The sequence below is a fragment of the Flavobacterium sp. LB2P53 genome (assembly GCF_003970305.1).
Taxonomy (GTDB): Bacteria; Bacteroidota; Bacteroidia; order Flavobacteriales; family Flavobacteriaceae; genus Flavobacterium.
On the sequence record NZ_RYDG01000001.1, the window covers coordinates 426,809 to 451,084 of the forward strand.

Here is a 24,276-nt window from a genome sequence, read left to right on the forward strand (position 1 = left end):
CCTAAAAATCAGAATAAACCGCCCTGATTGTTTGTTTTTAATTTCCCTAAATGTTGATATGCTTTATCGGTAACTTCTCTACCTCTTGGCGTACGCATAATAAAACCTTCCTGAATCAAAAATGGTTCATAGACTTCCTCGATTGTTTCACTGCTTTCAGATACGGCTGTCGCCAAAGTAGATAAACCTACAGGTCCGCCTTTGAATTTATCGATGATTGTATTTAGTATTTTATTATCCATCTCGTCCAGGCCATGAGCATCTACATTAAGTGCTTTTAAGGCGTAACGGGCAATTTCTATATCGATAGTGCCATTCCCTTTTATCTGGGCAAAATCACGCACACGCCGTAACAATGCGTTCGCGATGCGAGGAGTTCCACGACTACGACCAGCTATTTCTATAGCTGCCTCCATGGATATAGGCATTTTAAATATAGTAGCACTTCTTTCTACGATTGTGGTGAGTAACTCAGTGGTATAATATTGTAAGCGGGAAGAAATTCCAAAACGCGCTCTCATAGGAGCGGTTAATAAACCAGAACGCGTGGTGGCTCCAATTAAGGTAAATGGATTTAGATTGATTTGGACGGTTCTTGCATTAGGTCCAGATTCAATCATGATATCAATCTTAAAATCCTCCATAGCAGAATACAAATATTCTTCTACTATTGGACTCAAACGATGAATTTCATCAATAAATAAAACGTCTCTTTCTTCTAGATTAGTCAGTAAACCGGCTAAATCTCCAGGTTTGTCTAAAACCGGACCGGAAGTAATTTTGATTCCCACTTGCAATTCATTGGCAAGAATATTGGCTAATGTTGTTTTTCCTAAGCCAGGTGGACCATGAAACAGCGTGTGATCAAGTGCTTCATTTCGTTGATTTGCAGCCTGAACAAAAACTTTCAGATTTTCTAATATTTGGTCTTGTCCTGCAAAATCATCAAAAGAAAGTGGTCTCAATTTTTTTTCAAGATCTAGCTCTTCTGAATTGTAACCATTTGCTGTTGGGTCTAAATTTTCATTCATATAACAAAGATAGCAAAGCAATATTGAATTATAAATTTAAATTTAAAATGCTATAAATAAAAAAGCAATACTATCAAGCAATCTATTTCAGTATGTTATTTTTTTATTCATTCAAACAAAATCCAGACACCACAATGGTTGTAGAATGCACTGCATTAACAATTGAACCCTTCTATAAATACAGTGATTACACACTTACAAAAGGGATGAAAATTGAGTAATGTCCTAAAAAAAGCCTCTACTTTCGCGAGGCTTTTTTTATATTTTAGTGATGTAAAACTTCTTCACCTTCTTTCATTGGAACATTTTGAGGTACAAAATCTACATCATGAGCTGGATTACTGTAGTCATAAGGCCAACGATGAACCTCAGGAATTTCTCCTGGCCAGTTCCCATGAATATGTTCCACAGGTGCAGTCCACTCTAATGTATTTGATTTCCAAGGATTCATTACTGATTTTTTACCGTAGAAGATACTACTGAAAAAATTGTACAAGAAAACCAATTGAAAGGCACCACCAATTAAAGCAAATATTGTGATCAAAACGTTAACATTTTGTAAATCATCAAATAACGGAAAGTTGGTGTTAGTATAGTAACGTCTTGGCAGACCCGCTAGTCCAATAAAGTGCATCGGAAAGAAAACTCCATAGGCACAAATTGCAGTTACCCAAAAGTGTACATATCCAAGATTCTTGTTTAACATTCTTCCAAATAATCTTGGAAACCAGTGATAAATACCTGCAAACATTCCATAAAGTGCAGAAATTCCCATTACCAAGTGAAAGTGAGCTACAACAAAATAAGTATCGTGTACATTAATATCAAGTGTACTATCCCCAAGAATAATCCCTGTTAAACCACCTGTAATAAATGTAGAAACCAATCCAATAGAAAACAGCATAGCCGGATTCAATTGTAAATTTCCTTTCCACAATGTTGTAATATAATTAAACGCTTTTACCGCTGAAGGTATCGCAATTAACAATGTTGTAAATGTAAATACAGATCCTAAAAACGGATTCATACCGGAGACAAACATATGATGCCCCCACACTATCGTCGATAAGAATGCAATTGCAATAATTGACATAATCATTGCTCTGTAACCAAAAATTGGTTTACGAGAATTTGTAGCAATCACTTCAGAAGTAATACCCAAAGCAGGTAATAAAACTATATAAACTTCAGGGTGACCTAAAAACCAGAATAAATGCTCAAACAATACTGGAGAACCTCCTTGATAATGCAACACTTCCCCTGCAATATAAATATCAGATAAGAAAAATGAAGTACCAAAGCTTCTATCAAAAATCAATAATAAAGCAGCTGATAAAAGAACAGGAAAAGATACTATACCAATAATAGCAGTCACAAAGAAAGCCCATATAGTAAGTGGTAATCGAGTCATAGACATTCCCTTAGTCCTTAAGTTAATTACCGTAACAACATAGTTCAAAGATCCCATTAAAGAAGATGCAATAAAAATAGCCATTGAAATTAACCATAATGTCATACCCATACCTGAACCAGGAATAGCTTGTGGTAAAGCACTTAAGGGAGGATATATCGTCCATCCTGAAGAAGCAGGACCAGCCTCAACAAAAAGGGAACTAATCATGATTACACTAGATAAGAAAAACAACCAATACGAAATCATATTCATAAAACCGGATGCCATATCTCGCGCTCCAATTTGAAGTGGAATCAATAAGTTACTAAAAGTACCACTCAGGGCAGCCGTTAAAACAAAGAAAACCATTATTGTTCCATGAATAGTAACCAATGCTAAGTAAATATCATTAGCCATGACTCCATTAGGAGCAAATTTATCCCCTAGTAAAATATTAAATATTCGGAAAGATTCTTCCGGCCATGCTAATTGCATTCTAAAAAGCATAGACATCCCAACACCAATAATCCCCATAATGATACCCGTAATTAGGTATTGTTTGGCAATCATCTTATGATCAATACTAAAAATATATTTAGTAATAAAAGTGTCTTTATGGTGATGTTCGTGTTCGTGATCTATTGCGTGATCGTGACCTTCTGCTGACATATATGTTTACTTTAAATTTTTTTTATAATATTATTTCATTGCCGTTACAGCAGCAGCAGTATCAGTACTTGCTCCAGTATCTACAGGAGCTGGCGTAGCTAAAGCTGCTTTAACTTCATTAACGATAGTAGCCTTCTCTTTCAACCAAGCTTTATAGTCTTCAGGAGTATCTACAATGATCTTCATTTGCATGTTGTAATGAGATGTACCACAAATTTTATTACAAAGTAACAGATAATCAAAAGTATAAGGATCTAAAGCTGCCTCTCCTTTTGCCACCAAACCAACACTTTTCTTAGCCCTTAAAGCATTAATATTTGCAACTTTTTCAACCATATAAGGCAATTCTCTGTATTCTACAGTGGTATAAACAGGCTCAAAAGCGAACTCAGTTACCATACCAGGAACACAATTCATTTGCGCTCTAAAGTGAGGCATGTAAGCAGAATGTAAAACGTCTTGAGAACGCATTTTGAAATGAATTTTCTTCCCTTTTGGAATATGCAATTCTGTTACCAATATATCATCTTGAGAATATGGATCCGATAAATCAACTCCTACAGCATTTGCACCTTCGATAAACCTTACATTTGCTTTTCCAAGTACGTTATCCTCTCCTGAATATCTGGCTTTCCAGTTAAACTGTTGCGCATATAATTCGATTACGATTGTATCTTCATCTTCATCAACAAACATAATATTATTCCAAGCATACAATCCATAAAGTATTAATCCTGCCAAAACTACTGCAGGAATAACGCTCCAAATAGCTTCTAATTTATTATTATCGGCAAAATAAAGTGCCTTTTGATCTTTTTTTCCTCTGTATTTGAAAGCAAAATAATGCAATAAAACCTGAGTAATAGCTTGCACAATAAAGATAAGAATCCAAGTTATGTTCATCAAATAATCCACTTGTTCACCATGAGCAGAAGCAGATGTATGAAGGACTAAAGGTCCCCAAGCAAACAAACCATATATTGAAAAAATATAAATAAAGGCCAAAAAACCAAACATTAAATAACCTTGAACGTTATTGTCATTATCTGTAGCTACTTCAGAGCTATCGGAATTGGATCCAACTTGCGTCAGATCGAATATTTTAGTCAATTGCCACAAAGCAACAGCTAATAAAGCTAAAACTATAATTACCAACAAACTTGTCATCTGTTTTTTTCTTTAAATATTAATAATGGAAATGTTTACTTTCTTCAATAAATGGATTTCTTTTTGGCAACAAAGGAACTTTTGTCAATGCTGTAAAAACAACATAAATAAATAATCCAAGGAAGAAAAGAACAGAAGCTATCTCTGAAACCCCAATGAACCATCTGTCTCCAACAGTTCCTGGCATAATCATGTTGAAAAAGTCTATATAATGTCCAACCAAAATAACGGCACCTGCCATGACTAAAACCCATGTAATTCTTTTAAAATCAGTATTAACTAAGATCAACAAAGGAAATACAAAATTCATAACCACAGCACCAAAGAACGGAATATTATATAATTCGATTCTAGTTATATAATAAGTTACCTCTTCCGGAATATTAGCATACCAAATAAGCATATATTGTGAAAACCATAAATAAGTCCAAAATATACTAAAACCGAACATGAATTTTGCTAAATCATGAATATGACTCGTATTAACGTGCTCTAAAAAACCTCTAGATTTCAAATACAAAGTAACTAATGCTATCGTGGTGATTCCACTAACAAAGAAACTTGAAAAAACATACCACCCAAATAAAGTACTAAACCAATGTGGATCGATAGACATAATCCAGTCCCAGGACATTATCGATTCTGTAACAATAAAGAAAACTAAGAAGACAGCCGATAATTTAAAGTTTTTCTTGTAAAATAAATCATCACTAGCATCATCTTGCGCTAAACAATATTTTCTAGAAAAATAGTGATACAAATTCCAACCAGTCAAAAATATAGCTGCCCTAATAATCCAAAAAGGAAAATTTAAATACCCCGCTTTATTCGCAATTAATTTATCCGTAGCAACAACTTCAGGATCTAACCATATAAAAAGATGATTAAGATGAAGACCACATAACAATAATACTATAAAAAAGACAACAGACCCTACTGGTAAATAAGACGTTATACCCTGCATAACTCTAAACAAAACAGGCGACCAACCAGCCTGAGCTACTTGTTGAATAGCATAAAAAGCTAAAACACCCAAAGACACCAACATAAAGAATATACAGGCAACATAAAAAGCAGCCCATGGCTTATTTTGCAACTGATGCAAAACATGATTCAAATGTTCCGCATGTTTCACTTCTTCACTAATTTCATGTTCACCCTTTTTTACAGCTACTTCGGTGTGTAACGAATTCTCATGAACTTCATTAATAACTTCTGAAGTGCTGTCCGTAGGCGATACTATTGCATTGCCCTCTTTTGTACTTTGAGCTTCCTCGTGCCCGTTAGAAACAACATGCTCTTCAACAGGTTTTGAAGTTTCATGTTTAACTTCTCCATGACTACCATGGCTTTCAGCAGCAAGAAGAGTTTCAACTTCTTGAATATCCTTTGGTGCACTCCAAAAACCATATCCAATCCCTAATACGCCTATGGCCATTAAGAGGAAAGAAAAAGTTTTTAATTTACTTGAAAATGTATACATATCTATTACGATCAGTTTGTTCAACAATTATAATTCGCTTTTTAGTTTTAGAACATAGTCAGTAACCAACCAACGTTCATGGGCACTCAACTGGTTTGCATGCGAGCCCATAGAATTCAAACCATACGTTATTACATGATAAATACTTCCCTCAGTAATAACTCTATCTTTATAACTAGGAACACCCAGAAATTTTTCTCTTTCTACCAGTTTACCTTTACCGTTTCCAGAAGCACCGTGGCAACTGATACAATAAATTTCAAAAAGTTCTTTTGCCTTTTCAGGTTCTCTACTTAAGGAGTCTAAAGGAGATTTAAGATTCACTTTAGCTAACTCATATCCAGCCGTAGAGTTTTCGTATTCAAAAGGCTCAAACCCTCGGTTTATGGATCCTTGAGCAGGAAGTTGTCCTTCTTTACCATTTTTAAATGCATTTGATTCAGAATAAGTTTCATACCCTACTGACTCATACATATTTGGAAAATACTGATAGTTTGGTGCCGCATTATTATGGCAGGAGGAAACTAAAATAGTTATACCAAATAAAAGTGTTATTTTATATACGCTTTTCATATCTATAATTAATGCTTTTCTATTACTTTAACTTCTACAGCTCCCGTGCTTTGGAAAAAAGAAACTAATTCCTCTTCATTATTGTTTACAGCAACTTCCATTAAAAAATGGTCATCTGTGGTTCTTACATCAGGATTTTCCGCTTCTTTGAAAGGCCATAATTTACTTCTCATATAAAAAGTAATAACCATTAAGTGAGCAGAAAAGAACACTGTAAGTTCAAACATAATTGGAACAAAAGCTGGCATATTTTCAATATAACTGAAACTTGGCTTTCCACCAATATCCTGAGGCCAATCTTGAATCATTATATAATTCATCATGGCTGTTGCTACCGAAATACCTACGCAACCATACAGGAAAGCACAAATCGCTAATCTCGTTGGTGCAATTCCCATAGCTTTATCCAAACCGTGTACAGGGAATGGAGTAAAAACTTCTTCAATATGATGATGGGCTGCTCGGGTTTTTTTAACCGCATCCATCAAAATATCATCGTCATTATAAATGGCGTATATTACTTTATTACTCATGGTGTGAATCTTTATTTGCTTCTCTTTCTCTTTTGTAATTATCTCCGGTTCCTTTTAAAATTGTTTTCACCTCTGCCTGAGCTATCACAGGAAATGTTCTGGAATAGAGTAAAAACAGTACGAAGAAGAATCCTATAGTTCCAATAAAAATTCCAATATCAACAAATGTAGGAGAGAACATTGTCCATGAAGATGGCAAATAATCCCTGTGCAATGAAGTTACAATGATTACAAATCTTTCAAACCACATTCCAATATTCACTACAATTGAAATTATAAAGGAAAACATAATACTTGTTCTTAATTTTTTAAACCACATGAATTGTGGAGAAAAAACATTGCAAGTCATCATAGACCAATAAGCCCACCAGTACGGTCCAGTAGCTCTGTTTAAAAAGGCATATTGTTCATACTCTACACCGGAATACCATGCAACAAATAATTCCGTAATATAAGCAACACCTACAATTGAACCTGTAATCATGATTACGATATTCATCAATTCAATGTGTTGAACTGTGATATAAGCTTCTAAATTTGAAACTTTTCTCATAATAATCAGCAACGTATTTACCATTGCAAACCCTGAGAAAACTGCTCCAGCAACAAAGTAAGGCGGAAAAATTGTAGTATGCCAGCCAGGAATAACTGACGTGGCAAAATCCATTGATACAATTGTGTGCACCGAAAGCACAAGCGGAGTTGCTAAACCTGCAAGAACTAAAGAAACTTCTTCAAATCGTTGCCAGTCTTTTGCTCTACCGCTCCAACCAAAACTCAATATAGAATATACTCTTTTATTAAAAGGAGTTATTGCTCTGTCACGCAACATGGCAAAATCAGGTAATAAACCAGTCCACCAAAATACTAATGAAACAGAAAGATAGGTAGAAATTGCAAATACATCCCAAAGTAATGGTGAGTTAAAATTCACCCAAAGAGAACCAAATTGATTCGGAATTGGTAAAACCCAATAGGCTAACCATGGACGACCCATGTGAATAATTGGAAATAAACCTGCCTGGATAACAGAGAAAATTGTCATTGCTTCAGCAGAACGGTTAATAGCCATTCTCCAACGCTGACGGAAAAGCAATAATACTGCCGAAATTAAAGTTCCAGCATGACCAATACCAACCCACCAAACAAAGTTCGTGATATCCCAAGCCCATCCAACAGTTTTATTTAACCCCCATGTTCCAATACCTGTAGAAACAGTGTAAATTATACAGCCTAAACCCCAAAGGAAGGCTATTAATGCAATTGAAAATACAATCCACCAATGTTTATTTGCTTTACCTTCAACAGGTGCTGCTACATCTACAGTTACATCATGATAAGTTTTATCACCTATAACTAAGGGTTTTCTAATGGTTGCTTCGTAGTGAGACGACATAATCCTTTATATTGATTCTTAATTAATTCTTTTTTTGTACTAAGTATTTCTAACTTTAACGTGATAAATCACATTAGGTTTTGTTCCAACATGCTCCAACAAATGATACATCCTTTCGTCAGCAACTAAGGCAGCCACTTCCGCATCTTTATCATTTATATCTCCAAATTTCATTGCTCCATTAGAACAAGCATTTGAACATGCCGTTTGGAATTCACCATCAATGATTACTCTTCCTTCGTTTTTAGCTTTCAAAATAGTTGCTTGTGTCATTTGAATACACATTGAACATTTTTCCATAACTCCACGAGAGCGAACATTAACATCCGGATTCAATACCATACGTCCTAAATCATCATTCATATGATAATCAAATTCACTGTTTTTGTTGTATAAAAACCAGTTAAAACGACGTACTTTATACGGACAGTTGTTAGCACAATAACGCGTACCAACGCATCTGTTATAAGCCATATGATTTTGACCTTGACGCGAGTGTGAAGTTGCCGCTACTGGACAAACTGTTTCACAGGGCGCATGGTTACAATGTTGACACATTACAGGCTGAAAGGAAACTTGAGGATTATCACCTGCCTTTTCCATTTCATTAAATGTAGATAATGAACTTGATAAACCTGCTATATTTTCTTTTCTTTCGTTATCACCTTCAAAAGTACTTTCGGAAGAATAATACCTGTCAATACGCAACCAGTGCATATCACGACTTCTTCTAATTTCAGCTTTCCCTACTACAGGAACGTTATTTTCAGCATGACATGCTATCACACAAGCACCACAACCGGTACATGAATTTAAATCTATAGAAAGATTAAAATGATGCCCGACAGAACGATCAAATGAAGACCACAAATCTACCTTAGTAGCCTCTACCTCCTTATGATCCAATGACACCATAGGTTGAGGATTCCAGATTTGAGCATCTTTTGTATTAAAAATTTCTAAAGATGTTTCTTTTATAATATCCCCTCTTCCCATCAATGTTTTCTGACCTTGAACACAAGCAAACTCATGTTCACCTTCAGCTTTTACCAAGGTTACTGATTGTACATTATTGAAACCTTTATATAAAGAATAGGCATTTAAACCCACCATCATTTCTTCCTTCAAAGCCGCTTTGCGACCGTACCCTAACGCCAAGCCAATAGTACCAACAGCCTGACCCGGTTGCACAATTACAGGAACATTTTCTAATTTAATTCCGTCTGCTGTGGTAATACTAGCATAACTTCCGTTTAACCCCCCATTAGCAACAATTTCATTCGAAAGATCATATTTCTTAGCATCAGCATTCGAAACCGTAAGATAATTATCCCAAGAAACTCTTGTAATTGGATCCGGAAATTCTTGTAACCAAGGGTTGTTTGCTTGTTGTCCATCCCCTAAACCAGTTTTGGTGTATAAAACAAGTTCTAGTCCTTCAGAAGCTTTTGATTGTGCCAAAGCAGTTGCAGCAGCACCATAATCAGCAGAACCTGCAGCTACAGTTGGTACAACACCCACATAAACACCATCATGCAACACTTTATTCCAAGAAGAACCTGCTATTATTGTCGAAGCATTCCCTTTAATATAATCGTAAAATGTACCAGTCATTCCATTTAAAGACAACAATACATCCTGAAATTGTTTGGTATTAAAAAGAGGACGGATCGTAGGCTGAGTAATCCCATAAGTTCCTTTGGTGAAACTTACATCATTCCATGATTCCAAATAATGAGGAACAGCTGCTGCAATTGTACTTACTAAAGCCGTTTCATCTTCTTTCAAAGAAAAAGATACTGATGTATTAACTTTCTTCATTGCTTCAACAAAAGAAGTGCTGTCTGGTAAAGTATAGACTGGATTAACACCACTCATAATCAACGTATGAACACTTCCTGCTTTCATATCATTAATTAATTGATTCACTTTTTCATTTGAACCTTTTCTGATTTGTCTTACACCAGAGGTAGTAAAAGCCTCACTGGCCAATGCTTGATTGACAGCCAAAACTACTAACTGAGCATTTTTATCTTGAATACCAGAAACTAAAACTCCTTTTGCACCAGCAGCTTTTAACTGCTGAGCCGCTTTAGTAACTTCAGCTTTAAATTTATCTTCTAAAGTTACGCCAACAGAAGAACCTGTTACCACATTATAAATATGAACTAACGCTTGCTTTTGATTAGCCGTAGACATTGGCAAACGTTTATCAGCTGCAGCACCCGAGAGTGTCATATTAGCTTCTAACTGAAAATGACGAGACATTTTTCCTGCTTTTGGCACTCTTCCTTGCGTATAACCCGAATCATAACCCCCGCCTTGCCAGTCTCCAAGAAAATCAGCTCCAACAGAAACGATAAGAGATGCTTTTGAAAAATCATAATTAACTAAAGCTCTTTCTCCATAAACAGTTTCAAAAGCATCTAATGCTTCCGAAGAAGAAACAGCATCGTAAACAACATGTTTCGCATTTGGATTTTTGGCAATAAATTCAGCAATAAGCTTTTCTGATGATGGACTCGCCAATGTATTAGTCAAAAGCACCACTTGCCCGCCTTTTGCAGCAGCAGCAACGATACTAGACTTTATTTTAGAATCAACAGCAGACCAAGCCGCATTTTTACCTTCTATCTTTGGCTCCTTCAAACGCATACTGTCGTATAACGAAAGAATAGAAGCATGAATTCTTGCATTAGCACTAAACGCAGCACCTTGAATAGTATTATTATCTATTTTAATAGGGCGCCCTTCGCGTGTTTTCACCAAAAGATTTGCAAAGTCAAAACCATCAAAAACTGACGTTGCATAATAATCGGCTACTCCGGGGATAATTTGTTCCGGCTGAAGCACGTAAGGAATAGACTTGTTAACCGGTCCTTCACAAGCCGCAAGCGTGGCTGCTGCTGTGCTAAAACCAACGTACTTTAAAAAATCACGACGTGATGTTGACGAAGATGACAAAGTACCATCATTTCCTAAAAATTCATCCGTAGGAATTTCTTCAACAAATTCGTTATTTCTAAGGGCCTCAACAACAGAACTATTTTGATCTAGCTCTTCAACACTTTTCCAGTATTTTTTGTTTGATGACATATATAAATATTAAAATCTTAATAATTTGATTAATAATGGCATTTACCACATTCTAAACCTCCCATTTGAGCCGCAGTCAACTTATCTACACCGTATTTCTTAGAAAGCTCCTCGTGAATCTTAGTATAATATTCATTGCCTTCCATTTTTACCTCAGTTTTCCTGTGACAATCAATACACCAACCCATTGTTAAAGGAGCGAATTGTTTTTGAATCTCATATTCTTGTACTGGACCGTGACAAGTTTGACATTCAATACCAGCCACCGTTACGTGTTGCGAGTGATTAAAATAAACAAAATCCGGCAAGTTATGAATACGAACCCATTTTACAGGCTGTGTTTTACCTGTGTACGTTTGAGTTGTTTGATCCCAACCAACTGCTGTATATAATTTCTGAATTTGCTCATCATAAAACGCCTTACTGTATTCAGGAGTAGCTGTTGTTTCAGCAACTTCAGCAATATTCTTATGACAATTCATACAAACATTCAATGAAGGAATTCCAGCATTCTTACTAACTCTTGCCGAGGAGTGACAATACTTACAGTTGATCTCATTATCTCCAGCATGTATTCTATGAGAATAATGAATCGGCTGAACTGGCGCATAATCCTGGTCAACACCAATTTGCATCAGATAACCATATACAAAATACGCACTCGCCAACAACAAAAATACAGAAGTAACCAATACTAAAAACTGATTTCTAACAAACGATTTCCAAATAGGTGTTGTTGGAGTTTTTGGAGCAACTTCAATACCATTTGCTTTTGCTACTTTAGTTAACACATTATTTACAAGAAACAACATTACCACAAGAACTAACATCACCAAGGACAAAGCCCCTAAAATAATATTATTCGAAACCCCACTGCCTGCATCAGCTGTTCCTGGAACCGCCTCAGTACCTGAAGCTACTGCAGGAGCCTCCGCTTTTGGCTCTGAAGTGTAAGCAATTATATCATCAATATCAGCATCCGATAATTGAGGAAAAGCAGACATTACGGCCTTGTTATTTTCCTCATAAACTTTTACAGCTTGAGCATCTCCTGATTTGATAAGATCTGAACTATTACGAACCCACTTATGAAGCCATGAAGCATCATATTTAGCACCCACGCCTCTAAGAGCCGGTCCTGTTGCTTTCGCATCAAGTTTGTGACATGCCGCACAGTTAGCATTAAAAAGCTCTTTACCCTTAACCGGATCAGCACTTTGTGAAGTAGCTGTAGCATCCGCAGTAACATCCGCTACTGCTGGAGTAGCTTCTTGAGCAAATGAAGTAAAGGAAACAGACAGCATTAAAGCTATGCTAAGAATTAATTTCCTTGAGATCGAATTATGGTTACCCACCTTTTTCATATAGTATAATGATTATCTACTAAAAATTGGCACAGTTTTTTCTAATTATTTTTATAAAAACTGATCCTTTATTTTAAACTTGCACAAAAATACGACTTAAGAACTACTCTCAAAACCTTAAAATAGTCTTAATTTCAATTTATATCTATTCTAAATAATATTCTGAGTTTAGTATGATTTATTAAATAGTACTTTTACACAAAAACAATCACATTATGAGAATTTTAGCCTCCAAAAAAGCTTTTTTTATCACTATTGCATTTTGTATATCTTATATACATGCAATTGCACAAGACAAAAACTTAACCGTTAATCAAGACCCTAAATTTGAACAATTACTAAATGAAAAGAGAAAAACAAATATTTCTAATGCTATAAATGACCAATATAAAATTCAAATATTTAGTGGCGAAAGTGAAAAAGCAAGAAACACTCTTAATCAATTTAGACAACAATTTCGAGATATTGACGGCACCATTATTTTTTTTACTCCAAACTACAAAGTTTGGGTTGGGAATTTCAAAACACGAATTGAAGCAGAACGAAATCTAATAGAGATCAAAAAAAGCTATTCCAATGTACATTTGATAAAGCCTAACAAATAAAACAGCATCAGTAATCATGCATCTCCTATTTTAAAAAAACCACTTCAAAAGTGGTTTTTTTGTTTTTATAATTGGATTAAAAAAAACCAAAGACAATTGAAAAATAGCAAAATTATCCTCTAATAAACTTAAAAAATATTCAAATTATATAAAATCAAGCTCTCTATTATTTGAAATAAGCAAAAAACTTTAAATCAGGATGACATAAACGAATAAGCTCAGTTCAACACAAACTCCTATCCCACTCTCGATTAAATAAAAAATCGCGTTTTACTAACTGAAATAAAAAAAAGTTGTCACTTTTCCTTAACAAATAAAAATCAGTGTTAAAACAAAAAACTTTTATTCAGCCATTAAAAAAGCTTTTCAAGACTAAACCTGTCTTTGTTTAAAACAAAAAAATCCCGACTAGTCGGGATTTTAATTAAAACAATATAATTCTATTTCAATTTCTTCTTAATTGCTACCTCATGGTAAGATTCAATAACATCTCTTTCTTCAATGTCATTATATCCCTTGATCTGAATTCCACAATCATAGCCTTTAGCAACCTCTTTAACATCATCTTTGAAACGTTTCAATGCTATCAGTTCACCTGTATGCACCACCACACCATCTCTAATGATTCTCATTTTAGCGCTTCTGGAAATTTTACCGTCCATTACCATACAACCCGCAATAGAACCTACTTTAGAGATTTTGAATATCTCTCTAATCTCCGCTGTACCCAGAATTTCTTCTTTCATTTCCGGAGCTAACATCCCTTCCATGGCATCTTTCAAGTCATCAATTGCAGCATAAATAATAGAATAGTAACGGATATCAATTTCTTCTTTATCTGCTAATTGTCTTGCGTTTCCAGCAGGACGAACATTAAATCCGATGATGATTGCATCAGATGCCGAAGCCAACATTACGTCAGTTTCTGTAATTGCACCAACCCCTTTATGAATAATATTAATTTGAATTTCTTCGGTAGATAATTTAGAGAACGAATCAGACAATGCTTCAACAGAACCATCCACATCTCCCTTAAGGATAATATTTAATTCTTTAAATTGACCCAATGCTATTCTACGTCCAATTTCATCCAATGTAATGTGTCGTTGTGTACGTACAGACTGCTCACGCATCAATTGAGAACGTTTTGAAGCAATTTGTTTGGCTTCTTTTTCATCTTCAAAAATATTGAACTTATCCCCTGCAGTGGCTGCTCCATCAAGACCCAGAACAGAAACCGGAGTTGAAGGTCCCGCAACTGTAACTATATTCCCTCTTTCATCATGCATGGCTTTTATCTTACCATGATGCTTCCCTGCTAACATATAATCACCAACTCGTAACGTTCCATGCTGTACTAATATGGTAGAAACATATCCTTTTCCTTTATCAAGAAATGCCTCAACCACTGTACCTTGAGCCGCTTTATTTGGATTTGATTTTAAATCTAAAAGTTCCGCTTCTAACAATACCTTCTCTAATAATTCTTTGACACCTGTACCAACTTTTGCAGAGATATCATGAGATTGAATTTTCCCACCCCAATCTTCTACTAGTAAATTCATACCCGCTAATCTTTCTTTTACTTTTTCAGGATTGGCATTAGGCTTGTCAATTTTATTAATGGCAAATATAATAGGAACGCCTGCTGCTTGAGCATGACTGATCGCTTCTTTCGTTTGTGGCATGATGTCATCATCCGCAGCAATCACAATAATTGCAATATCCGTAACTTGAGCACCACGCGCACGCATCGCTGTAAAAGCTTCGTGACCCGGTGTATCTAAGAATGCAATTTTTTGTCCGTTATCCAAAGTTACTCCGTAGGCACCAATATGTTGTGTAATTCCTCCAGACTCCCCTGCGATTACGTTTTCTTTACGAACGTAATCCAGTAACGATGTTTTACCGTGATCTACGTGACCCATTACCGTAACAATAGGCGCTCTGAATACTAAATCTTCTTCTCTATCTGCAACAACCTGAATTGCTTCTTCAATATCTACCGTGATAAATTCAACTTCATAACCAAACTCATCCGCAACGATTGTCAATGTTTCCGCATCAAGACGCTGATTCATGGTAACCATGATTCCAAGCGACATACAAGTTCCAATAACTTTTGTAATTGGCACATCCATCATGATGGCAATTTCACCAACGGTAACAAACTCAGTAACCTTAATCGTTTTGCTTCCTTCGTCTATGGCTCTTTGCTCGTCATCTGATTTTTGACGGTGCGTATCTCTTTTATCTCTTCTATATTTAGCTGCTTTAGATTTACCTCCTTTTCCTTGAAGTTTTTCTAAAGTCTCTCTAATTTGGTTTTTTACTTCTTCTTCCGTAGGCTCTACTTTAGCAACAATAGCAGGTCTGTTTCCTCTTACGAAACCAGGTCTTGCACTTCTGTTAGCATTAAATCCGCCACCACCAACATTTGGCGTAATCTTGTTAGGATTTGGCGCTCCCGGAACTCCTGGAACTGCAGGCGGCCTAGGAACTCCTGGTTTAGGAGCAATCCTTTTACGCTTGTTTTTATTTGCATTAGCCGCAGCCGATCCTGGAGCACCCGGTTTATTAGGAGTGATTTTAGGTTCTTCTTTTTTCTTTTTTGGTTTGTTGAATTGTGACAAATCAATGATCTGCCCTGTCAAAGTAGTTCCTGATAATTTTTGATATTGCGTTGTGATGGTTTCATCAACAGGCACGTCATCAGTTTTAGCAATTTCCGTTTTCACTACCTCTTTTGGTTCAGCAGGGACTGCTTTTACAGTCTCTTTTTTTACCTCTTTAATTCCAACAACCGGTTTTATCTCTTTTTTATCTGAAACAGGTTTTTCTTCTAAAGGTTTTTCTGGCGACAGTTTTTCTGTTGAAGCTTCTTTTTGAATTGCTTTCACCTCAGCTACTTTAGCAACTGGAGTCTCCACTTTTTCAACCGCTTTCACAGGAGTGACGATGGAAGGTTTTTTAGGATTAAGATCAATCTTACCTACCTGAACAGGACCCGCTATAACTGCTCTCGCTTTTATAACTTCTTGCTGTTTCAGACGCTCTTCCTCAATCTTACGTTTGTCTTCGATTTCTTTCTCTCGTTCTAAACGCAAAGCCTCTTTTTCTTTTCTTTTTTCTTCCCCAACTTCTTTCGAAGCTTCTTTATTCCCTTTGTCACCTGCAAACTGACCGCACAAGACATTGTATACATCATCAGAAATTTTTGTGTTTGGGTTTGCTTCAATAGCTATCCCTTTATCTTTTAGATAATCCACAGCTCTTTCCAAAGAAATATTCAATTCCCTTAAAACTTTGTTTATTCTAATAATTCTCTCTTCAGACATAAAACCTTTTTATTATTACCTTTTTTGTTATTCCTCACTTTACTCCCGACTCGATACCTACCGAGCAAGAATTAATTGTAAAATGGCATGTTTATCGTTGAAGACTCAATGACTAACTGTCAAATTCTTCTTTCAATATTCTCATTACATCCAGAATCGTTTCCTCTTCCAGGTCTGTTCTTCGTACTAAATCTTCTACATCTTGTTTTAAGATACTTTTTGCAGTATCCAATCCAATTTTTGCAAATTCTTCAATAACCCAGTCTTCAATTTCATCTGAAAACTCTGTTAATTCAACATCATCATCATCAGCGGTAGCACCAGCAACATCACCTTCACGAATAACGTCTAATTCATAGCCCGTTAATAAGCCCGCTAATTTGATATTGTGTCCCCCACGACCAATCGCTTTTGAAACTTCTTCAAGCTTCAAGAAAACCTCTGCTCTTTTAGTCTCTTCATTGATCTTGATCGAAGATACTTTTGCAGGGCTTAATGCTCTTGTGATAAACAATTGAATGTTGCTTGTATAATTGATAACATCTATATTCTCATTACCTAATTCACGCACGATTCCATGAATACGAGACCCTTTCATACCTACACAAGCCCCCACAGGATCTATTCTGTCGTCATAAGAATCAACAGCTACTTTTGCTTTTTCGCCGGGTATCCTAACCACTTTCTTTACCATGATTAAACCATCAAATACTTCCGGAATTTCTTGCTCAAACAATTTTTCCAAGAACTTCTCCGAAGTTCTAGACATAATAATTTGAGGTTTATTTCCCTTCAACTCAACGCTTTCAATTATCCCTCTGACATTATCTCCCTTGCGGAAAAAATCAGAAGGTATTTGTTTTTCTTTTGGCAAAATAATTTCATTGCCTTCATCATCAACTAAAATCACAACTCTTGGACGCACATGGTGCACTTCAGCGGTGTAAATATCTCCTATTAAATCTTTAAACTGCTTGTAAAGATTGGTGTTATCGTGTTCATGAATTTTAGAAATCAAATTCTGACGCAAAGCTAAAATTGCTCTTCTTCCTAAATCAATTAATTTAACTTCTTCAGAAACCTCTTCTCCAATTTCAAAATCAGGCTCTATTTTTCTAGCTTCAGTCAATGTAATTTCAAGGTGATCAAAATCCAAGTCTTCATCCGCAACAATTACTCTTCTTTGCCAAATCTCCATATCTCCTTTATCAGGATTTATAATGATATCGAAATTATCATCTGAACCGTATTTTTTTTTCAATGCATTTCTAAATACATCTTCTAAAATTGCCATAAGCGTTACACGATCAATAAGTTTATCATCTTTAAACTCTGAGAATGAATCGATCAATGCTAAATTTTCCATGCGAATTCTTTAATTAAAATGTTACTGTAACAATTGCTTCTTTAATGTCTCCATAAGGTAGTTTAAGTTCTTTTTGAACGGTCTCCTTCCCTTTACCAATCTTTTTTGGCTCTCTTGCTTCCCATGACAAAATTACAAAATCATCATTAGCTTCCACTAATTCCGCTTCAATTATTTCTGCTCCAGTCTTCACAATCAATGTACGCCCTATATTTTTCTTGTATTGTCTGATCAATTTCAATGGAGATCCTACTCCTACCGAAGCCACTTCTAAAGAAAAATCCTGCTCCTCACGGTCCAGGCTATTGTCTAGTGAACGGCTCACATCAATACAATCCTGAAGCGCTACTCCATTATCTCCATCCAAGGTCACAATAACCTTAAAAGCATCCGTGATAATCAGGTCTATCAAAAAAATTGACGGCTTCTCTAACAGGCCTTCTGCCAATAACGTGTTTACTTTCTCTTTAAATGTCATATGCTTATAAAAAGAGGGGACATTTAGTCCCCTCATTATCTAGATTTTAATAAATAACGGTGCAAATATAGTGTTTTTTTTTATAAACCAAAATAATCGATTGCTCTAAAATAATTTCTTATCTTTAATGAACAATTCAAAACAACAGTTTTACCATAATTTAACACGCTGTAATTATGAAACGTATTTTAGTCCCAACCGATTTTTCTGATCATGCCGGAAACGCTCTAAAAGTGGCTGCTGTAATTGCAAGAAAAAACAAGTGTGAAATATTCCTATTGCATTTGTTAGAACTCCCAAACCACATGAATGACTCTGTTACTGGAGCAGACATTACTCCGGCGCTTATGTTGTTCATCAAAAAAGTTAACGAAAACCTTCAAAAAATAAAAGAACAGCCCTATTTGAAAGGAATTCCGGTACATGTCTCTGTACAATTTGAAAAAGCTTTTAGCGGTATTTTATCCTTTAACAAAAAGAATAAAATTGATTTAATCGTTATGGGCTCTCATGGCACTTCAGGCATTGAAGAAATCATTATTGGCTCTAATACTGAAAAAGTGGTCCGACTCTCCGAAATTCCAGTTTTAGTTATAAAAAAAGATGTAGGTAAATTAAAATTTAAAAATTTCGTCTTTGCCTCTGATTTTTCAAAAGAAGCTAAAAAGCCTTTTAAAAAAATGATGGAGTTCGCGAAGATCTTTGATGCCAATTTGTTTTTAGTCATGATTTGCACTCCCAATAGTTTTAAGACCACTCTTGCTGCCGAAAAGGTGATGGGCGCTTTTATGGCTGAATTTGATCTTCCAAACTACTCCTCACATCTATTTAATGATGCAAATATTGAAAGTGGAATAATCAATTTTTCAAAAACAATAGATGCTGATTTAATTGGCCTTTGCACTCATGGCAGAACTGGTTTAGCGCATTTTTTTAACGGAAGCATCAGTGAGGACTTAGTAAACCACACCACCAGACCTGTTATCACTTTTAGAATTTAACTCCTTTTGGCTTTGCAAAAACAACTAACCAACTTCATTCTCTTATCTCGAAAATCCCAACAAACACTACTCAGAATTTTATCTATAAAAAAACCTCTCAGGAATTGAGAGGTTTTTTGTTGGTCTACAAGGACTCGAACCTTGAACGACTGCACCAAAAACAGTTGTGTTACCATTACACCATAGACCAGCATTGCTGCTAAGCGAGTGCAAATTTAAAATAAAATTTAGTTTGCACAAATTTTTTTTACCTTTTTATTAAAAAAAAATAACAAAAAATAAAATCAGCTGCAAAATATCTCAAAAGAGCTTTACAATCAATTGATTATTGAATTTCATTACTTTTCCAGAAAATAGTGTTAATGCTACTAGGGTTAAATAAAAAAACATTTTCTTTGTAACTTACATTTAAACTAAATTTTAGTACATGGACAAAGGAACATTCAACTTCAATAAATGGAACACAATTATTGGTTGGTTAACATTTGGAATCGCATTATTAACTTACACTTTAACTGTTGAGCCTACCATGAGTTTTTGGGATTGTGGCGAATACATTTCCACCGCAGCAAAACTTCAAGTTGGCCACCCTCCGGGAGCTCCTTTATACCAGATGATTGGCGCTTTTTTTGCCATGTTTGCATCAGATGATCAACACATTGCCTTAATGGTAAATATGATGTCCGTATTCTCGAGTGCCTTTACTATTTTATTCCTTTTTTGGTCTTCGTCCATTCTTCTAAAAAAATTGATTTCCCGATTTTCAGAGACTAACAGAAACAATGAAATCGTTATACTAGGAAGTTCATTTGTTGGTGCTTTAGCCTTCACTTTTTCAGATAGCTTTTGGTACAATGCTGTCGAGGCTGAGGTTTACGCCATGGCATCCTTGTTTATTGCCCTATTGTTTTGGCTGGGTTTACGCTGGGAGCAAGACATGAATACTCCAAGAGGAAATAAGTGGTTATTGATTATTTCTCTTGTTGTAGGACTTTCCTTTGGGGTTCACTTTATGGCATTACTAACAATTCCCGCAATAGGTTTTCTTTATTTTTTTAAAAACTATAAGGTAGTAACAGTTAAAAGTTTCCTTATTGCAAATGTTGTAGTAATTGCTATTTTGTTGTTTATTTTCAAATTGCTACTTCCTATGACCATGGGATTCTTTGGTAAAACAGAAGTTTTTATGGTCAATAGTTTAGGACTGCCGTTTGACTCGGGCACTGTGTTTGTTACAATAGCTTTGATTGCTTTCTTTTACTTTGGATTGAAATACACCAAACAAAAAGGCTTTGTGTTCTACAACACCATAATTCTTTGCATCCTTTTTATTTTAATTGGTTTCTCGACATGGATGATGCTACCCATTCGAGCAAATGCAAATACTGTAATCAATGAAAACAAACCGTCTGATGCCCGCGAAGTTTTAGCCTATTACAATAGAGAACAATATGGTGTAAATGCATTGTTCTATGGTCCACAATACACAGAGAATTTTGCCGGATTAGATGCCAATAATCCTTATTTAGACAAAGCACCCAATTATGAAAGAGATTATAAAACAGGGAAATATGTTATTGTCAATAATTATAAAAATGCTTCCCAAAATTCAGATGACAATCACAAAACCATTCTCCCAAGAATGTGGAGCGATGGACATATTGAAAATTACATGAATTTTACCAATCCGCCTCAATTCAAATTAAATCCTAATTATCCTTACGAGGATGATTTAGCAAAATACGGTATTGATGCCAGTCAGCTTAGTGAAGAAGATTATAATAAAGCGATTGCTCAACTCAAAAATGAAACTCAAAAAATAATTTCTGAATTCAGACAAGCCTACGCGCAAAAACAAATTGACAACGAAGGATATGTCACCTTCCTAAAAAGTTATGGCGACTATTTGATTGTTGAAAAACCAACAACTGCGGACAATCTAGGTTTTATGGTAGAGTATCAATTTGGATACATGTATTGGAGGTACTTGATGTGGAATTTTGTTGGCCGTCAAAATGATGTTCAGGGACGATACGACTATCTGGATGGCAACTGGCTCAGTGGTATAAAATTCATTGATGAATTGCATTTAGGAAGTCAGGACAACTTACCATCGGATGTATTGAACAACAAAGGTCGGAATGTATATTTCTTTTTGCCTTTTATTCTGGGCCTTATTGGACTTATGTATCATGCCAATAAGGATTTAAAAAGCTTTTATGTTTTGCTTGCCTTGTTTCTTTTTACGGGAATAGCCCTGAAAATTTATTTGAACGAAAGGCCTTTTGAACCTCGAGAAAGGGATTATGCATTGGTAGGCTCCTTTTATGTATTTGCCATCTGGATAGGCTTTGGTGTTTACGCCTTGTATGAAAGTGTCAAAAAACATCTCGCTCCAAAAATAGCTGGCCCTCTCCTTATCGCATTAAGTTTAGTAGTGGCACCAGTGCTTATGGCGTCACAAAACTGGGATGACCACGACCGTTCCGGCAAATATACCGCGTTGTCTATGGCAAAAGCATATCTTACTTCGTGTGACCCTAATGCCATCTTATTCACCATTGGAGACAATGACACTTTCCCGCTTTGGTACGCACAGGAAATTGAAAAAATAAGAACCGATGTCAAAATTGTAAACACCAGTTTATTCATGACGGACTGGTATATCGATCAAATGAAAACCAAAACATACGAATCAGACCCGGTACCGGTTTCGTTTACACACGAGGAGTATGTGGGAGACAAATTAGACTATGTGGCTCATATTCCAAAAATTGAAAGTCGCTGGGATATAAAAGATTTTATCGATTTTATTAAAAATCCTAAATCAACGGTAGGAATGCAAAACGGACAAACCATCCATTTTTACCCAACCAATAAGATTCGGATTCCCGTTGACAAAAATACGATCATACAAAACAAAGTAGTATCCCCTAAATACAATGACTCTATAGTGCCTTATATTGATATAGACATCAAAGGAAATGCCTTATATAAAAACAGATTGATGATGTTAGATATCATTGCTAATAACAATTGGAAAAGACCAATTTATTTTAGCAATGGGGCTTATGACGCTGAAGACTATTTATGGATGAAAGACTACCTTCAACTAGAAGGATTGGCGTATAAATTGGTTCCTATAAAAACTCCCTTCCCAAAAGATGGCAGCCCATTAAATATGGGTATGATTGATTCAGACAAACTATATAATAATGTTATGAAAATGGATTGGGGAAATAGCGAAAATCCATCCATCTATCACGATCCTGAGACAAGAAAGAACAGTATTAATTACCGTTCTTTCCTTTCTAGACTGATGAATCAGTTAATCCTAGAAGGACAGAAAGAAAAAGCCAAAAAAATCATTGATTTAGCTATGGCAAAAATGCCTTTGGACAGCTTTGGCTATTATTCATTAGTAGAACCTTTTGCGGGGGGCTATTATAAAACTGGCGAAAAAATAAAAGCCGAACAATTATTGGACCGATTAGTCTTTAAGTACCAAGAAAACCTCAACTATTATGGCAATCTTAAATCTTCTGAACAAAGCAGTATTGCAATTCCAATCATAACTGATATTGAGCGCTACAGAAGCCTCTTGCAAGTCATGAAAGAAAATGGCGATCTCGCATTTTACAATAAGAACAAAATTGTCTTCAATACGTACATCAAAATGTTTGAACGTTTTGGACGCGACAAAGAGTAATATTAAAGAGCCATTAAAAAAATAGCGACATTTTTCAATGTCGCTATTTTTTTAAATTTTAAAATGAAAAAAATGAAATTGTACTGGATAAAAACCAATTGGATTATAAAAAAAATATTCTCTAATTATAGTTGGGATGTCTCCAATACAGGAAATACTGTATACCTTACCTTTGATGACGGCCCCATTCCAGAAGTTACAGAATGGGTTTTGGTGGAATTAAAAAAATACGGAATCAAAGCCACTTTTTTCTGTATTGGAAATAATATCGAAAAAAATTCTGAAATATTCAAAAAGGTGATTCGGGAAGGCCACACCATAGGAAACCACACTTTCAACCACTTAAATGGCTGGCAAACAACTACTGATACGTACATCAAAAACACGAAACAAGCTCAAGAAGCGATTGAAAACCACACCCATCCAGACGCTAAACTTTTTCGCCCTCCGTATGGAAAAATAAAAAAATCGCAATCAAAAAAACTACAAAAACTAGGGTACAAAATAATTATGTGGGATGTCCTGAGTGCTGATTTTGATGCCACAATATCTAAAGAAAAATGCCTGAATAATGTGTTGTCAAATGTAAGACCGGGGAGTATTATTGTTTTTCACGACAGTATAAAAGCGTTCAAGAACCTACAATACGTGTTGCCAAAAACACTAGCTTATTTAAAAGAAAATAATTTTAAGTGCAACCCTTTATAAAAATATTACAATTGTTCCTGAACGAGACTAATTATCGTATTGGCGTCAAGTTCTCCGGACTGTCTCCAGATCATCTGACCTTGTTTATAGATCATCAACGTAGGCAACCCTTTGATCCGCAAAGCATCCGCTAATTCTTGATTTTTATCCACGTCAATCTTAATGACTTTCGCTTTATCGCCAAGGGCCGCCGCTACATCTCTGATCACAGGATGCATTAAAACGGAGGATTCATTCCACTCCGTATAAAAGTCAATTAATACCGGAATTTTAGTATTTATAAGTTCTCCAAATTTTGACATAAAACCAAAAATTTAATTTTTAAAATTCACTAAACAGAGATGTTAATTTTACAAATGTAGCATT

General features: G+C 35.5%; 17 protein-coding genes and 1 tRNA gene. 4 read left to right on the forward strand and 14 right to left on the reverse strand.

From position 1 onward, the window contains the following. Nucleotides 1–8 precede the first annotated feature (8 nt). The 9 genes from ruvB to EKL95_RS01970 form a co-directional block, all read right to left on the reverse strand. Complete coding sequence (gene ruvB, locus EKL95_RS01930) at nt 9–1,031, reverse strand: Holliday junction branch migration DNA helicase RuvB (RefSeq protein WP_126454217.1); 1,023 nt, start codon at nt 1,029–1,031, stop codon at nt 9–11. 265 nt (nt 1,032–1,296) lie between these two features. Continuing rightward, nucleotides 1,297–3,093 carry a cbb3-type cytochrome c oxidase subunit I gene (locus EKL95_RS01935; protein ID WP_126562636.1) on the reverse strand — a complete coding sequence of 599 codons (1,797 nt, stop codon included), beginning with the start codon at nt 3,091–3,093 and terminating at the stop codon, nt 1,297–1,299. Between the two features lie 30 nt (nt 3,094–3,123). Continuing rightward, a complete protein-coding gene (locus tag EKL95_RS01940) occupies nt 3,124–4,260 on the reverse strand; it encodes a cytochrome c oxidase subunit II (RefSeq protein ID WP_126553157.1) in 1,137 nt (378 codons plus the stop codon). A 19-nt stretch (nt 4,261–4,279) separates the two neighbouring features. Beyond that, nucleotides 4,280–5,743 carry a quinol:cytochrome C oxidoreductase gene (locus EKL95_RS01945; RefSeq protein WP_126563488.1) on the reverse strand — a complete coding sequence of 488 codons (1,464 nt, stop codon included), beginning with the start codon at nt 5,741–5,743 and terminating at the stop codon, nt 4,280–4,282. Between the two features lie 27 nt (nt 5,744–5,770). Continuing rightward, the gene (locus EKL95_RS01950) at nt 5,771–6,316 is read right to left on the reverse strand and encodes a c-type cytochrome (protein WP_126458417.1); all 546 of its coding nucleotides are present in this window, start codon (nt 6,314–6,316) and stop codon (nt 5,771–5,773) included. An 8-nt stretch (nt 6,317–6,324) separates the two neighbouring features. Beyond that, nucleotides 6,325–6,849 (reverse strand): DUF3341 domain-containing protein, encoded by a 525-nt coding sequence (locus EKL95_RS01955; RefSeq protein ID WP_126458413.1) that lies wholly within the window; start codon nt 6,847–6,849, stop codon nt 6,325–6,327. Next, nucleotides 6,842–8,245 carry an NrfD/PsrC family molybdoenzyme membrane anchor subunit gene (nrfD, locus tag EKL95_RS01960; protein ID WP_126458410.1) on the reverse strand — a complete coding sequence of 468 codons (1,404 nt, stop codon included), beginning with the start codon at nt 8,243–8,245 and terminating at the stop codon, nt 6,842–6,844. Before nrfD ends, EKL95_RS01955 begins: the two co-directional genes overlap by 8 nt. 39 nt (nt 8,246–8,284) lie before the next feature. After that, complete coding sequence (locus EKL95_RS01965; protein ID WP_126563419.1) at nt 8,285–11,341, reverse strand: TAT-variant-translocated molybdopterin oxidoreductase; 3,057 nt, start codon at nt 11,339–11,341, stop codon at nt 8,285–8,287. Nucleotides 11,342–11,370: 29 nt separating this feature from the next. Further along, entirely contained in the window at nt 11,371–12,705 is a 1,335-nt protein-coding gene (locus tag EKL95_RS01970) for a c-type cytochrome (RefSeq protein WP_126458406.1), read from the reverse strand. Nucleotides 12,706–12,920: 215 nt separating this feature from the next. On the opposite strand from EKL95_RS01970, the gene EKL95_RS01975 reads away from it, so the two are divergent. After that, nucleotides 12,921–13,310 (forward strand): SPOR domain-containing protein, encoded by a 390-nt coding sequence (locus EKL95_RS01975; RefSeq protein WP_126458404.1) that lies wholly within the window; start codon nt 12,921–12,923, stop codon nt 13,308–13,310. A gap of 440 nt (nt 13,311–13,750) precedes the next feature. Here EKL95_RS01975 and infB read toward each other — a convergent pair whose 3' ends face one another. The 3 genes from infB to rimP form a co-directional block, all read right to left on the reverse strand. Next, entirely contained in the window at nt 13,751–16,648 is a 2,898-nt protein-coding gene (infB, locus tag EKL95_RS01980; RefSeq protein ID WP_126458402.1) for a translation initiation factor IF-2, read from the reverse strand. Nucleotides 16,649–16,760: 112 nt separating this feature from the next. Next, entirely contained in the window at nt 16,761–18,014 is a 1,254-nt protein-coding gene (gene nusA / locus EKL95_RS01985; RefSeq protein ID WP_126453830.1) for a transcription termination factor NusA, read from the reverse strand. A 13-nt stretch (nt 18,015–18,027) separates the two neighbouring features. Next, nucleotides 18,028–18,492, reverse strand: coding sequence for a ribosome assembly cofactor RimP (gene rimP, locus EKL95_RS01990; RefSeq protein WP_126563489.1), 465 nt, complete (start codon nt 18,490–18,492; stop codon nt 18,028–18,030). Between the two features lie 176 nt (nt 18,493–18,668). Here rimP and EKL95_RS01995 point away from each other — a divergent pair, with 176 nt between their 5' ends. Next, nucleotides 18,669–19,493 carry a universal stress protein gene (locus tag EKL95_RS01995; protein WP_126453832.1) on the forward strand — a complete coding sequence of 275 codons (825 nt, stop codon included), beginning with the start codon at nt 18,669–18,671 and terminating at the stop codon, nt 19,491–19,493. Nucleotides 19,494–19,612: 119 nt separating this feature from the next. Here the strand turns inward: EKL95_RS01995 and EKL95_RS02000 are convergent. Further along, a tRNA-Gln gene (locus tag EKL95_RS02000) sits at nt 19,613–19,683 on the reverse strand. A gap of 237 nt (nt 19,684–19,920) precedes the next feature. Between EKL95_RS02000 and EKL95_RS02005 the strand changes: the two genes are divergently transcribed. Beyond that, on the forward strand, nt 19,921–23,202 hold the full coding sequence (locus tag EKL95_RS02005; protein ID WP_126563420.1) for a DUF2723 domain-containing protein: 3,282 nt from the start codon (nt 19,921–19,923) through the stop codon (nt 23,200–23,202). A 72-nt stretch (nt 23,203–23,274) separates the two neighbouring features. Further along, a complete protein-coding gene (locus EKL95_RS02010) occupies nt 23,275–23,910 on the forward strand; it encodes a polysaccharide deacetylase family protein (RefSeq protein ID WP_126563490.1) in 636 nt (211 codons plus the stop codon). A gap of 5 nt (nt 23,911–23,915) precedes the next feature. On the opposite strand, the gene EKL95_RS02015 is transcribed toward EKL95_RS02010, so the two are convergent. After that, on the reverse strand, nt 23,916–24,212 hold the full coding sequence (locus EKL95_RS02015) for a thioredoxin family protein (RefSeq protein ID WP_126458398.1): 297 nt from the start codon (nt 24,210–24,212) through the stop codon (nt 23,916–23,918). Between the last annotated feature and the right edge of the window lie 64 nt (nt 24,213–24,276).

Coding starts and splice junctions, on each gene's coding strand:
- ruvB (WP_126454217.1), bottom strand. CDS start 1,031: ATGAATGAAAATTTAGACCCAACAGCAAATGGTTACAATTCAGAAGAG.
- EKL95_RS01935 (WP_126562636.1), bottom strand. CDS start 3,093: ATGTCAGCAGAAGGTCACGATCACGCAATAGATCACGAACACGAACAT.
- EKL95_RS01940 (WP_126553157.1), bottom strand. CDS start 4,260: ATGACAAGTTTGTTGGTAATTATAGTTTTAGCTTTATTAGCTGTTGCT.
- EKL95_RS01945 (WP_126563488.1), bottom strand. CDS start 5,743: ATGTATACATTTTCAAGTAAATTAAAAACTTTTTCTTTCCTCTTAATG.
- EKL95_RS01950 (WP_126458417.1), bottom strand. CDS start 6,316: ATGAAAAGCGTATATAAAATAACACTTTTATTTGGTATAACTATTTTA.
- EKL95_RS01955 (WP_126458413.1), bottom strand. CDS start 6,849: ATGAGTAATAAAGTAATATACGCCATTTATAATGACGATGATATTTTG.
- nrfD (WP_126458410.1), bottom strand. CDS start 8,245: ATGTCGTCTCACTACGAAGCAACCATTAGAAAACCCTTAGTTATAGGT.
- EKL95_RS01965 (WP_126563419.1), bottom strand. CDS start 11,341: ATGTCATCAAACAAAAAATACTGGAAAAGTGTTGAAGAGCTAGATCAA.
- EKL95_RS01970 (WP_126458406.1), bottom strand. CDS start 12,705: ATGAAAAAGGTGGGTAACCATAATTCGATCTCAAGGAAATTAATTCTT.
- EKL95_RS01975 (WP_126458404.1), top strand. CDS start 12,921: ATGAGAATTTTAGCCTCCAAAAAAGCTTTTTTTATCACTATTGCATTT.
- infB (WP_126458402.1), bottom strand. CDS start 16,648: ATGTCTGAAGAGAGAATTATTAGAATAAACAAAGTTTTAAGGGAATTG.
- nusA (WP_126453830.1), bottom strand. CDS start 18,014: ATGGAAAATTTAGCATTGATCGATTCATTCTCAGAGTTTAAAGATGAT.
- rimP (WP_126563489.1), bottom strand. CDS start 18,492: ATGACATTTAAAGAGAAAGTAAACACGTTATTGGCAGAAGGCCTGTTA.
- EKL95_RS01995 (WP_126453832.1), top strand. CDS start 18,669: ATGAAACGTATTTTAGTCCCAACCGATTTTTCTGATCATGCCGGAAAC.
- EKL95_RS02005 (WP_126563420.1), top strand. CDS start 19,921: ATGGACAAAGGAACATTCAACTTCAATAAATGGAACACAATTATTGGT.
- EKL95_RS02010 (WP_126563490.1), top strand. CDS start 23,275: ATGAAATTGTACTGGATAAAAACCAATTGGATTATAAAAAAAATATTC.
- EKL95_RS02015 (WP_126458398.1), bottom strand. CDS start 24,212: ATGTCAAAATTTGGAGAACTTATAAATACTAAAATTCCGGTATTAATT.